Annotated in this window: 9 protein-coding genes and 1 tRNA gene; 5 read left to right on the top strand and 5 right to left on the bottom strand. The window is 52.8% G+C overall.

Annotation, left to right across the window (positions count from 1 at the left end; translation table 11 throughout):
* Positions 1-92: 92 nt before the first annotated feature.
* Positions 93-2,183, top strand: a complete 2,091-nt coding sequence (locus Q8902_05835; protein MDP4199071.1) for a hypothetical protein — start codon at positions 93-95, stop codon at positions 2,181-2,183.
* 76 nt (positions 2,184-2,259) lie between these two features.
* Here the strand turns inward: Q8902_05835 and Q8902_05830 are convergent, their stop codons facing one another.
* On the bottom strand, positions 2,260-4,062 hold the full coding sequence (locus tag Q8902_05830; protein MDP4199070.1) for a TatD family hydrolase: 1,803 nt from the start codon (positions 4,060-4,062) through the stop codon (positions 2,260-2,262).
* 134 nt (positions 4,063-4,196) lie between these two features.
* Here Q8902_05830 and Q8902_05825 point away from each other — a divergent pair, with 134 nt between their 5' ends.
* From Q8902_05825 to Q8902_05810, 4 genes are read left to right on the top strand one after another with little or no spacing between them, the layout of a single operon-like run.
* Positions 4,197-6,794 carry a hypothetical protein gene (locus Q8902_05825; GenBank protein ID MDP4199069.1) on the top strand — a complete coding sequence of 866 codons (2,598 nt, stop codon included), beginning with the start codon at positions 4,197-4,199 and terminating at the stop codon, positions 6,792-6,794.
* A gap of 30 nt (positions 6,795-6,824) precedes the next feature.
* Positions 6,825-7,781: a hypothetical protein gene (locus tag Q8902_05820; GenBank protein MDP4199068.1), complete on the top strand. Its 957-nt coding sequence runs from the start codon at positions 6,825-6,827 to the stop codon at positions 7,779-7,781.
* A gap of 12 nt (positions 7,782-7,793) precedes the next feature.
* Entirely contained in the window at positions 7,794-8,684 is an 891-nt protein-coding gene (gene larE, locus Q8902_05815; protein ID MDP4199067.1) for an ATP-dependent sacrificial sulfur transferase LarE, read from the top strand.
* Complete coding sequence (locus Q8902_05810; protein MDP4199066.1) at positions 8,684-9,406, top strand: class I SAM-dependent methyltransferase; 723 nt, start codon at positions 8,684-8,686, stop codon at positions 9,404-9,406. Before larE ends, Q8902_05810 begins: the two co-directional genes overlap by 1 nt.
* Here the strand turns inward: Q8902_05810 and Q8902_05805 are convergent.
* The 4 genes from Q8902_05805 to Q8902_05790 all read right to left on the bottom strand — a co-directional run bounded on the left by Q8902_05805 (position 9,398) and on the right by Q8902_05790 (position 12,429).
* Positions 9,398-10,843: a cation diffusion facilitator family transporter gene (locus Q8902_05805; protein MDP4199065.1), complete on the bottom strand. Its 1,446-nt coding sequence runs from the start codon at positions 10,841-10,843 to the stop codon at positions 9,398-9,400. The two genes, Q8902_05810 and Q8902_05805, sit on opposite strands and share 9 nt — an antisense overlap.
* A gap of 91 nt (positions 10,844-10,934) precedes the next feature.
* Positions 10,935-11,018: transfer RNA gene (locus Q8902_05800), tRNA-Leu, on the bottom strand.
* A gap of 58 nt (positions 11,019-11,076) precedes the next feature.
* Positions 11,077-11,661 carry an aminoacyl-tRNA hydrolase gene (gene pth, locus Q8902_05795; GenBank protein MDP4199064.1) on the bottom strand — a complete coding sequence of 195 codons (585 nt, stop codon included), beginning with the start codon at positions 11,659-11,661 and terminating at the stop codon, positions 11,077-11,079.
* A 114-nt stretch (positions 11,662-11,775) separates the two neighbouring features.
* On the bottom strand, positions 11,776-12,429 hold the full coding sequence (locus Q8902_05790; protein MDP4199063.1) for a 50S ribosomal protein L25: 654 nt from the start codon (positions 12,427-12,429) through the stop codon (positions 11,776-11,778).
* Between the last annotated feature and the right edge of the window lie 718 nt (positions 12,430-13,147).

Below are 13,147 nucleotides of genomic sequence, written 5' to 3'. Positions count from 1 at the left end.
GCGCTTCCGCGCACACAGGAAGGTTCACGGCACTCCGAATTGCCCTTCGGCGGCGGGCACTATCCGCTACGGCTGCCACTTTGAATGGCATCATGCTTTCGAAGCGACTCATCGCACTCTCCGTCTTCGCCGCGCTCGCGGTGATGCCTGCCGATGTTGTGCGCGCGCAGTGGTATCTGATGGGTTCGCCAAGGCCGGTGGCTCTCACCATGAGCGGTAAGAACTTCATCGCCGGTACTTATCGGGGGCTATTTCTATCGACTGACATTGGCAAATGCTGGACCGGTGTTAGAATTGGATCTTCACAGACGCATGTCAATACTCTATTTCTTCATGGCTCAAATTTATTCGCCGGAACTTCTAACGGCGTCTTTATCTCGATCAATGATGGCAATAGTTGGTCAAGGACGAGTGGCGGTTTGAATGATGGAGTCAATGCTCTTACAGCTATTGGTTCAATTTTATTCGCTGGTACAGCGGATAGTGGTGTTTATCGATCAACGGATGGCGGTCTGAGTTGGAAACAAATGAATACTGGTCTAACCAGCGACACCATAACGGCATTAGGCATCGTCGGATCAAATCTCTTCGCGGGCACAACGCGAGAGGGAATATTCCTCTCGACTGACAGCGGCGCAAGCTGGAACCGAATGAATAGTGGTTTGGCAGACCCGAAGTATCCCGATCAGACTACTATCATGTGCCTTGAGGTAAGTGGCGACACAATCTTTTCAGGAGCCGTTATTGCGGGTAGCGTAGGTTTTTTTAGATCAACCGACTCCGCACGAACCTGGGTTGAAATCGGAAAGTCTTGGGCAGTGGCAATTGCGATTCTCGGAGAGAATATTATCATTGGAGGGGGATATAGTGTTGGTGTAAGCCACGATAAAGGGGCACATTGGATCAACAGCAATGCCATAGTTCCAACATGTTTTTATGTCAATGGCACAACCGTCTATTCCGTTGAATCCTCTGATGGCGCAATCTATCGCTCATTGGACAGCGGAACAACTTGGAGTTTAGTCAGTGGGCCAAGTGGGTTTGGGGCACAAACACCATTCATTGCGGCGGACAAAAGCCTTCTAATGGGCGATGGTGGTATTTGGAGATCATTGGATAGTGGCGAAACATGGTCACGGGCTGACAGCGGAACGCTACTAAGCTCCATAGTTGCATTAGCAAAGAATGGCGACTATCTTTTCGCTGGTACCGCTTTCGGTGTTTATGTTTCCTCCGATGATGGTGTGACATGGGAGGCGGCTAACGATGGTCTGTCGAGCAACATGGTTCAGTCTCTCGCAACAATCGGTTCTTATCTTTATGCTGGAGCGATATCGGCAGAGGGGATTTCAAATCCCGACCCAAGATACCCGCCTAAAGTATGGCTGGTTGGTAGCGGAATCTTTCGATCGACTAACAACGGAGGAAGTTGGTCCGAAATCAAGAACTTTTTGGAAGAAGGGGATTCGATTTGGCGAATCGATCTTTTTGCAAGCGAGACAAACCTTTTCGCAAATGGCCTTCGGTCAACCGACAGTGGGGTCACCTGGCTTGATAACAGCAAAAGCCCCGATCCAATCGCTGTAAGTGGAAATAGTCTCTTTGGCATAAGCTACCCACGTGTATATTTTTCGACCAATGAAGGTAGTGTCTGGACTCCGGTTAGCAGCGATTTGCCTTCGAACCATCAGATCGTTTGGGCTGCGTCAGGACCGAACATCTTCGCTGGTACATACGATAGCGGAGTCTTTGTTTTGAAGGCGACCAGCAATTCGTGGTTGCCCATCAATGCGGGATTAGCCGATACTCAGATAAACAAACTCTTCGTGGCCGACGGCTATCTTTACGCATTAGGGGGATGGGGCTTCTGGCGCCGCCCGCTCGCGGATTTTGGCATTAGCTCTGGCGCGCAGACGGCCAGGACGGATGGAATTGCAGCCGCTTACCCCAACCCCTTCTCCCTATCCACAACAATCTCCTTCACACCGGAGGCGAGCGGCTATGCGGATGTCTCTGTCGTGAACTTGCTAGGCGTGGAGGTCGCGCGGATATTCTCGGGGGAGCTCGCGGCAGGGGAGCGCACCTTCACGTGGAATCCCACTGGCTTGTCAGATGGGATATACGAATGCCTCGTCCGCATGAACGGGCGAGTCGAGAAGCTAGCGGTGATGCTATTGCGCTAACAAGTGGTGTGTAGGTGCAAGCTCCAGCTTGCACCACAACATTGTGCAAGCTGGAGCTTTCACCTACACCTCGCTGCTACTGTTGGCGCGGGACGCCGAACCAGCCGAAGTATAGAGTGAAGCCGGCATTGACCTGTGTCATGATAATCTGCTGCGGGTCGGGTCGAAAGACAAATGTTTGGCTTGGCAGATCACCTTGGAAGGCACCAATCCCCGCAATCTGTGCGAAGGGTTCGAGCGTAAATCCACTGCCGATTTCGAAGTCGTCCCGAACGCCGAAGAGCAGTTTGATGGCACCGCGACTCCACGTTTGGTCAACGACTTTTTCCGGTGTTCCAACGATCGTCGTCACAGAGTCCTTCATCAGTAATGAGTGCTGCTCGTTCGTCATCGAAAGGTGAGTATATCCGATGCCAAAATAGAACTTGATGACGGAAGCTGGCCTCGTAATGACATATCTCAAATCAAGAGAGTACGCGCTGATACCGATATTCTCGCTGGCGACCAGATAGGTCTGTCCGGCAATGAATCGGACCGGCTTATTGAATGTGTTTGTGCCAGGGCCATTATTCCAAACGGAGTCATTGATGAAGCTATCTCCAACATTCATGTGGGAATACGAGAGATCGAAATCCAACCTTCGCGTCACGGCAGTACTCGCATCGACTGTCCAGCACAATACGGAAAGCGGAGTGAGTGACGGCTTGCCAAGGATCATCGGCATATCTCCAATTCCCGCCGAGAACCCAAGTCCAACAGCCTTCCATGGCATTGGAGTGAGCAGAAACTCCGCACGGCGTTGTTCTTCGCTGAGTAGTTCTGCAGCCTTTATGGAGTCCTGCCGTGCTTGTGCCTGAATCTTGGCAATAATCTCTTCCTGCTCCTTCGCAGCAGTTTTGATCGAATCGAGTCGATGGGCTTCAGCTTCCTTCGCCAATTCGGCCTCCTGTTTCTTTCGCATTTCCTCGGTGCGACGGCGCTCGGCAGTCAGCACGGAGTCCGGCGGTGCGCCCCCGGCCGGTTGCTCGCGCTGTGCGGAAGCCGTCCCGGCTGCCGTGGCGAGAGCCATGAGGGAAAGCATCAGAATCAGCAACGATCGTGAGAGAGTCAGATTGAAGAATCGCAAAGCGTTTTCGAATGTCTGTTTAGCAACTACCGAAAGTTCAAGGTCCTTGATCTCCGCGACTTTTCGGGCCACAAGTTCAAGCTGAGCCGGTGTGTTCCGCGTGCCTCGATGTGGATGCGGCGTGAGGTACGGCGAATCTGTCTCGAGCAGGAGCCAATCGAGCGGAGTCTCACGGACCACCTCCCTGAGAGTGCTCTTCGTAAATGTAATGTTCCCGGTAAAGCTCATGTAAAAGCCGAGTTCCAGCGCTTCGTGCATACGATCGATGGTCGAAGAAAAACAATGGAATTGACCGCGAGGCAGGTCCGGCGCCACATCTTTGTAACATTCCCTCACAATGGTGAATACATCCGCGTCGGACTCCCGAGTATGTACGACGATCGGCTTGCGAAGTTCCTGCGCCAATTCGATCTGTTCTCGAAATGCCTGTCGCTGCACGTCTCGAGGTGAAAAATCATAATGATAATCCAGCCCGATCTCACCAATTCCGACAATCTTCGCGTTTGACTGGCATTCTGTGAGGATTCGGTCCCGCACATCCTTGCTCCATTCAGTCGCACTATGAGGGTGGATTCCGAGTGTGCCGAATACATTTTCCCCGTGCTCCAGCAGTGAGAGCGTGCCATCGAAACTCGCCAGATCGGTTGCCGGTGCGACGATGTGTGTCACGCCGGCCTTTCGGGCCTGGGCAAGCACATCCATGCGATCGGCATCGAACGCGGCATCCTGAAGGTGACAATGGGTATCAAACATTGGCGGGATAACCAGAGCCACTGCCAATTCGCTTCCAGAATTCTGGCATTCAAAATGCCCATCATTGGTCCAGCATCCGATTTTTTACTTTTGGGTGTAATCCTTTTTCGCGTTCAAGGTTCTTCTATGCAACGATGCGAGCGTTCTGCTACGTCCTGCTACTCCTTGTGGTCTCCACCGCACGGCCTTTGGTCGGAAGTGCGCAATGGACTCGCTCGCCATCTCCTCTCCTGACTCAGAACCAGGCTACCAACGGTGGATGTGCGATCCAGTTTTGCGACGGCGTGGTTTGGGCCGCTCACGCCGAACTCATGCGGTCTGATGATTCGGGCGTCACCTGGCGTGACGTTGCGTTGCCCGGCAGCGGCTATATTACATCAATCGATTTTATTAATCGGGATACCGGTGTTGTCTCAACGCATGACCAGATTGCGTATACCACGGATGGCGGAACGTCCTGGTCGACTTCGCCCAGTAGCGTAATACAGTCTGCAACCCTAGCCGGTGATGGCCATACCATAGTTTGCGTCTCCGGTGGCAATATGATCCACGTTTCCGTGGACGCAGGGAGTACATGGCAAACGCGCCCGACTCCGAGCTTCCCGACGCATATCACCTTTATGCCAGATGGCTCGCTGACGCTACTTAACGGCTACACTCCAACCGCATCCTTGAGCCAAAGTCCAGACCATGGCACGACTTTCACCAGGATTGGTGCACCATTTGGTGGCGACTGTTGGTCATTCGCAAGTGATTCGTGTGGCGGTACCTATGTGGTGAACGAGGAATTTTTCGCGCATAACCTGACGCGATCCAGTGTTGTACACGCGCATTATAATGGCGATGTATGGCAATCGGTCTTTGAAGGGGATCTTCCGTTCTTGTGCGGGTCAGTCTGTACATCACTCTCTGCCGTCTATGTCCAGTCGTTGAGCAAGGGCGTGTGTGTTTGCGATAGGAATGGTGGAAGCTGGATCTCGATCGGTGGGCCGCATCAGCATGTCGATTCACGGACGATTTGCGCGATTGGCGAACGCTGGGTGATTGCGTCGGACTCGCTCGGATACATTTGGCGCTATCAGACCGACACAAGCCGCCCTGCGTCCGCGCATGTGGTTGTTTCGCCCACGATATTGTTTGCAAATGATTCGCTGAACAACTGCGATTCCATATCGGACGTGGTAATTGTTAGCAGTGGTCCTTGCAGTGGATTGCATCTTCTTTCTGCGCATATTTCAGGCAGCGACAGCACGTCCTACCACATTTTCTCGTCTATTCCAACTGTGCTTAGTGGGGCGGATTCTATTCGGATTGCGTTTCGTCCCAACGGGCTGCGGGATTTTCACGGAATCCTTACGCTTACCTTCGATGGTGATTCCGAGCGACATATCGCGCTCGCCGGACACGGCTTGGCCCTGGGTGCGAGTCTCGCATATCAGAACGGTCCGCTGTTCGAACGCGATAGCGTAACACCCTGCGACCCGGCTCGATCTGCGATCTTCCGAATATTTGATAGCACATGTTGGCGTCACAGAGTGATCTCGCAACGGTTCATTGGTGCGGATTCGAGCTATTACCGACTTAGCGAAAGACTGCCGGATTCGCTTGGACTTGCGGATTCCGCTGTCATTTGGTTTCAGCCCGACTCCGTGCGCGCGTATGCAGCTTCTCTCGTGGTCTTACTGGATGATTCAACGCACATCGTTGTGCCGTTACAGGGAGCTTGCGTTGCTCCGCGAAGAACTGTTCGCTTTGCTCCAGGGCGATTATTCGACACTGATACGATCCTGCTCTGCGCACCGTTGCTTACACGCTCAGTCATTCTCGAAGACAGCTCATGCCTTCCGTGGTTGGTTGATTCAGTGACTATCGTTGGATCCGACTCGGTGGATTTTTCTATCGCAAACACTTATCCTTCGCCCCTCCAAGGCCATGATACCATATCGGTGACATTCGTATGTCCTGCACCGGGGGATTTTCAAGCAACGCTCCTGATTCATCTCTCAGATGGGACCGAACTCACGATTCCCATGATTGCACACGCAACGGAGCCAGTATTCCTTGGACCGGAGCGAATACATAACCCGATTGATACAATTGGAGACATTACTCTCCCGATCGAATGCAATCTCAAAGTCTTGCCTTATGATGTCTCGATCCGAATGAGATTCGACACGTCGAAAGTCATCTTCATTGGCACGTTTGGCCCAGATGGTTCGCGGCGATCCAAATTGACATCATCCGGTGAGGTTGAAATCGAATTACCGAAAGGCAGCCAGGGAGATGCCACGAATATGCTCGCCTATTCCCAATTCGAGTTCTATCCTACTTCGGATTCTTGTACCTCGATAGTTTGCGATTCTGTTGTGATTCTGGGTACGACGGCTTTACCATGTAAGCTCGATACGTGGTCATTTGCGTATTCGCTTTGTCCAGAATACACATGTTATACTCCCTTTATCGTCGATGTGATGCGGAACTCGCAGTTGATGCTCTGGGTCCGTCCAAATCCGGCAATGGATTGTGCTTCTCTGCTATCAAACAGCGCAATAGACGATGCGCGCATTACGCTGTTCGATGCCTTAGGCACCCCTTGCTTTTCGAAGCAAGGTTCTATCAAAGCTGGCGAGGCGTTAGACATCCCACTCACATCATTACCATCCGGCGTCTTTGGCTTACGCGTGGAAATGGGCAATCGCACGAAGTGGATTCGAGTCTTGCACATACAGTAACGGAGTCATCGGACATCACGTTATGCTGATGTGAATGAATGCTATGATCTGCTCATTGGCTGGACCTGGGAATATGACCGCGACTTCGTGCTTGCGCTGGAGCGTCACGCTCAGGCGAAACGGCGGCTCTCGACGTTTCAAGTACACGAAGGGAACATCGAGGAAGTCCTCGCGCGCCATCGCCAGCGAAAATTAGAGTTTGGCCTCTATTTGGACCGTGCGTTCGATGTCGATGAACGGTTCGAACGGCTGGGCCGATCCATCGAGCGTAGGGGAGGGGCTGTCGTTAATTCCTACGATCATACCGTTGAAGCGATCGATAAAGCCACGATGCACCTCGAATTCATCGAGGCAGGGTTGCACGTTCCGTTTACCATTATCATATCGCCTTACAAAGAGCGGCAAGAGGTTGGACTTACTCCGCACGATCTTGCGCATCTTGGTCGTCCCTTTATCATTAAGCCAGCGAACACGACTGGAGGCGGCATCGGCGTTGTAACCGGCGCGGAGTCGCTACTTGATGTCATTGAGGCACGCAAAGAGCTCCAGGCGGACAAATACTTGCTCCAGGAAAGGATCATTCCGAGAATCATCGGAGATCGCCGCTGCTGGTTCCGTTGCTTTTACGTATTTGATAAAATCCTACTCACGTGGTGGGACGACCAGACTCACCGCTATGCACTGGTGACACCCCATGAGGAGCATTACTACACTTTGCGTCCGCTTCGCCGGATCATGAGAACCATCGGGCAGGTTTCTGGCCTCAACTTCTTTTCGAGTGAGATCGCGCTGAGGCAACCCACGCCGTATGAGCGATCGCAATTTGTCGTTGTTGATTACGTGAACGACATGTGTGACATGCGCGCAACGTGTGATGCCATTTCGGGATTTCCCGATGATGGAATTCCGAACGTGCTGCGCGAACGCATTGTTGACCGCCTCTCGCTTGCGGCCAGCAAGCGAAAGTGCTTAAGTGATTGGAGATGAGGAACGAGGGTAATGGAAACACTTGAACTTGTAATAATGGAGGATGGAGACCAAGAGCATGTCCAGGTCGATCAGCGATCGGCTCTCAGCCGCCTTGAGGAAATTCTGCTCTCCCTCGGTTCGGTTGTTATCGGATTCTCCGGTGGAGTCGATTCAACATTCTTGTTGAAGGTCGCGCGTGACGTATTGGGACGCGAGCGCGTCCGAGCGGTAATTGGTATCAGCGAGACTTATCCCGAACGAGAATTGGTGGAAGCAGTCCGGTTGGCAGAGGAGATAGATGCCGAATATGAAACCGTCCGAACAGAAGAGACGGACGTCCTTAAATTTGCGGAAAATCCTCCAGACCGCTGTTACTATTGCAAAACCGAACTCTACGAGAAACTCGAGGGTATTCGTGCCCGCATCGGATTTGGCGCTGTCATCGATGGCACGAACGCCGATGACACGCATGAATTCCGTCCTGGACTACGTGCACTTCACGAACAAAGTGTTTGCTCGCCGCTAGCCGAAGCTGGGCTGACTAAGTTCGCAATTCGCGAACGATCGCGTGAATTAGGACTGACAACCGCTGACAAGCCTTCCTTTGCTTGCCTGTCATCGCGATTCCCCTATGGCATGGCGATTGACCGAGATAAGTTGAAGCGGATCGACAAGGCCGAAAACATCCTTCGCGATATGGGTTTTCTTGCCGTACGAGTCCGCTTTCACGACGCGCGCACCGCACGTATTGAACTGGGCACGAAAGAACTTATGAGGGCCATTGAGCCCGCGCATCGCGAACAGATCGTGACTGCTCTGAAGGCATTGGATTTTACGTATGTCACGCTCGATCTTCAAGGCTTCCGTAGTGGCAGCATGAATGAAGTGTTAACGGAAGAAACTAAACAAGGATATCTGTAATGCAATCGCTCGGTAAATATCTCATTCCCGGTCAAAAGCTCTCGCCACAATCGCTCGCAGATTACTATTCAAAGAATGCGCAGGATTCACACGCTGGCTTTGCCGCCAACGATTGGGGCGAACCGGAGGAAATGCTCGCGCAATTTGAATTTCTCGTCGAGCATGTCGATCTCAATGGCAAGACACTTCTCGATGTTGGCGCGGGCAATGGTTTGCTATTCGATTTTCTTGCAAAGCGCAATATCAAGCCAGCGAGCATCACCGCGATCGATATTTCCTCGGGCCAGATTGCCGTCATCCGAGAGCAATACCCAGAAGTGCACGCAATCGAAGGTGACTTCTTTACGTACGAATTCGAACAGACATATGATGTTATCACAATGTTTGGCGTGGCACCGTGCCTGAAGTTCATCTTCCCACAGAAGCACCGTCTCTCGTCGCTCCTGCGTCTGCTCGATCGCGCACTACAATACTCGACCTTCGGAGTTGCCTGGAGCTTCCTGAATCATAATTGTTATGAACGGGCGGAAGAAGAAGGCTATGAGTATGTATACTACTATCCTGAAGAGGTCTGCACGATACTTTCAGGAGCCCGCTATGATCTCTCAACTGTCCTGAATGATCTCGTCACATCCTGCTTTATCTATTCTGAGGATGCGAATGAGTCCACGTTCCGGTTCAATCTTAACCGGATCGACGAAAAGCTCGGACTTCTAAAGTGATTCCGGCTCGGCATGGATAACCACGCGCGTCAACTCCGGGAATCTCACTTTCAGTGCTTGCTCGACTTCGGTTGCGATGTCATGCGCTTCGGCAAGTGAGAGATTAGCCGCCACCTGAGCTGTGAGGACCAACTTGTGCATCTCGCCATCCGAATCCCGATACAAATGAACCTCGTGCACATGACGCACCGCCGGGTTTGCCGCGAGAGAGTAGGCCTCGATGTCGTGAAGTAATTGGGTCTGCCGCGCACCAATATCATCGACCTTCGGAAGCCGAAGATCACTTCGCTGCTCTTCCAAGTGGACGAATATCGACTCGATCTGAGGCAGCTCTTTGCGGATATGTTCTTCAATTTCCCGGGAAAGAGACTCGGCTTCGGCTAACGCAGTACCGGGCGGAAACTCAAGATGGTAATCGAGAGCGATCTTGCCCTCGGAGGTTTCAGCTAATTCGATATTGTGTGGTTGCAGGCCGTACTGTGCCACAACGAGTTTCAGCGATTCGAAAGGCGCCTCCGCCGTCGTCCGAACTGGACGCCAGTGGACCGTAACCTCGGCATTTGTAAAGTCGGCAGTAATCGCTTCTTCAACTTCCTGGAGTACGCGCTCGATGGCCGCATATGGCAGGATCCGGCTAATTTGTATGCTGACTTCGACAAACAGCGTCGAACCTGCTTGTCGCATTCGAAGACGTGAGACCGCTTCAACTCCGGGTACGTTGCGGACAAGCGCGAGGAGCTGCTCCGAGTCTTCTCGGCTGGTAAAGCGGTCAGTCAAGCCATTGAGCGCCCGTATCAATAGCTTCACACTGAGCCAGACGACGAATCCCGCTAGGAGAAGTGCCGCAATATCATCAGCAGCCGGCAGGCCAGCATAGCGCACGAGTAAGAGTCCAACAATTGCGACGATGGCACCCAGAGAATCGCTGAAAAAATGGAGTGCGCTGGCTTCGAATGCATGCGAATGGTGCTCGCGGGCGGCAGCATGCATCCGGCGCGATCGCCAGAAATCAAGTGCGATCGAGACAATCAGAACCGCAAAACTCCAGATATTGACCTCGATCTTCCTCGGAGTCCCTCGCAAATGGGTTGCGGCATTCCAGGCAATCCAGAGTGTCGCACCGAGTAGCAGCAGACCTTCGACCAGCGCCGCAAGGCTCTCGAATTTTCCGTGACCATAGGGATGGTCCTCATCCGGTGGTGTCGAGCTGACCCGAATCGCCAGCAGTGTTATGGTGACGGAGATTAGATCGATGCCGGATTCGGCCGCGAGCGAGAGAATCGCCAGCGAACCAGTCATCAGACCGACAACTAATTTCGTGCTAAGGAGAAAGAGGGTAACGAACAGCGAAATCCATGCAATCTGCAGTTTCGGGCGAGGACTCGTGTGTTCCGAACTCGCTGAGGAATTTCTCCCGTGATCTTCAGGATTTCGCATTGAGAGAACTCCAAACGGTGATCGTGAGAAACTGCCTGTGAACCGATCCCAAGAATCCACATTATCGGCGGAATCCAGGTTCTGTCTTTTGTGCCCGAGGGGAGACTCGAACTCCCACATCCTCACGAATACGGCGCCCTGAACACCGCGTGTCTACCAATTTCACCACTCGGGCTGATCCCATTCTTAATGGGGACGGTCTAACAGAGGGCTTCTTCAGCCTGTTCCATTTTCTACGCTTGCGTCGCGTCGTTTACATTGATGACGTTCATCGCCATCGATAGTCCCGAAGCAACGATTCGTTCACAAGCGCCTGCGGCGCGATCGATCATTTCGGATGCTCGCTGCAATTCGTCTGGCTTGAATTGCGATAGCACATGGCGGACCTGATCGCCTTTCCGAAATTCTCCACCAATGCCGCATCGAAGTCGAGCGAAGTCATTCGTGCCAAGCTCGTAAATTATGGAGGAGAGGCCGTTATGTCCGCCATCAGAGCCGAGCAGCCGTAGCCGAAGTGTCCCCAATGGCAGCGCGATATCATCGACGATCACGACCAGATTCGAGATATCGCACTTATAGAATTGAAGTGCATCCCGGACCGCGCGGCCCGAGAGATTCATGTAGGTCGTCGGCTTGATCAGAAGAACATCTTCGCCGGCATGCGCGCCTTTTGCAACATAATAATCGCCTTTACCGGCACGCCAACCCGTTGAACGAGTCAGATCCCGCTCGACGCGATCGACCACCTCGAAGCCCACATTATGCCGCGTTCCGGCATACTCACGGCCAATATTACCAAGTCCCGCAAAGAGCCACATCTTGGTAGTTGAAAGTGGATAGTGGATAGTTGATAGTGGTTAGTTGAGAGAGGGAGATAGACTGTCCCCGTTATTCACTCTCCACTATCCACTCTCAACTATCCTCTAAGGGGATTACGCCTTCGCGGAAGCGCCCTCTTCCTCTTCCTTCTTGCCCTTCGCCTTGATCTGCTCCGGTTCGGTCACAACAGCCTCGGTCGTGGCTGCTGCTTCCTCCGCTGCCTTCGGCGGTACAACCGCGACGATGACGGCGTTGGCTTCGCCCGAAATCGTGTAGGCCGGATGTTCAGGAAGATCCGATACGTGTTTGGCGTGGCCGATCTTCAGGTCGCTCACATCAACATCGATATGCTCCGGGATGGCATCCGGCAGAACTTCGATGTTCAGTTTGTGGAGAACAAAATTGAGGATACCGCCATCCTTTGTTCCAATCGCAGTCCCGACCAAACGGACCGGCACGTCAACCTTGATCTTTTCTCCCGCATGGATTGCGATCAGATCGATATGCGATACCCGGTCGGTCACAGGATGAAACTGGACTTCGCGCAAGATGCAGAGCGTCGGCTCGCCATCGATATTCAGGTTGACTGTATGCGTCTCATGCGTATAGATAAGCGGTCGCAGATCGAGTTCCTTGACATGAAAGGGAATACTGGCTTCGCCATGACCATAAACAATGCCGGGAATTCGGCCTTTGTTGCGAAGCTGTAATGCGGTCGAGCCGCCGAGTTTGCTACGCTTTTCAGCGTTGATTTGGAGTTGTGCCATGATATTCTATCAGCCGCTGCACACTTACGTCAACATGATCGCTCACATCGAGCAGTGCCCAACAGCGCTGTTGGAAATTGTGCCCGCCGATCGCTCGTACGGACTTTTGAATTGCGGCCTCTTAACAATTTGAGTCGGGAATGGCTCCCAGCGTGGCAAATCATCACCCGCAAGATTGGCTCGTGTTTCGTTCTTTGCCGCCGGAAACAGGTGCCCGTGGTTAAAGTAATACTTTAACTCTCTCTTTTGAGTTGTCATTTAATGAATGTCCTCTCCATTGCATCAAAATCGCCATGTTGTCAAATGGCAAGAGGTTTGATTGTCAATGAGCAAGAGGTGCCTATCATCACCCACTCGAATATAGGGCGCCGAAACACGGAAGTCAAGAGGCAAGCGAAGAATTAATCGTACGGGCACCTGTTTCTTTTTAGAAAGCCCACGGCCACTCTGTCAGTCCTGCGAAAAGCCTTCTATGTCATCCCCGCGAAAGCGGGGATGCAGGCCCCACTCGATCGTGCTGAATCGAACCTGGATTCCCGGCTCGCGCCTACGCTTCGCGGGAATGACGGATTGCACGCGCCTACGCTGCCTCACGCGCCTACGCGGCCTCACGCGCCTACGCTGCCTCAGCGCCTACGCTGCCTCACGCGCCTACGCTGCCTCACGCGCCTACGCTGCCTCACGCGCCTACGCTGCGCGCGGCAGCGACAAAGTGCCG

Source organism: Bacteroidota bacterium, from assembly GCA_030706745.1.
In the GTDB taxonomy this organism is placed as follows: Bacteria; Bacteroidota; Ignavibacteria; order Palsa-1295; family Palsa-1295; genus PALSA-1295.
This window is presented reverse-complemented; position numbering and strand designations above follow the sequence as displayed.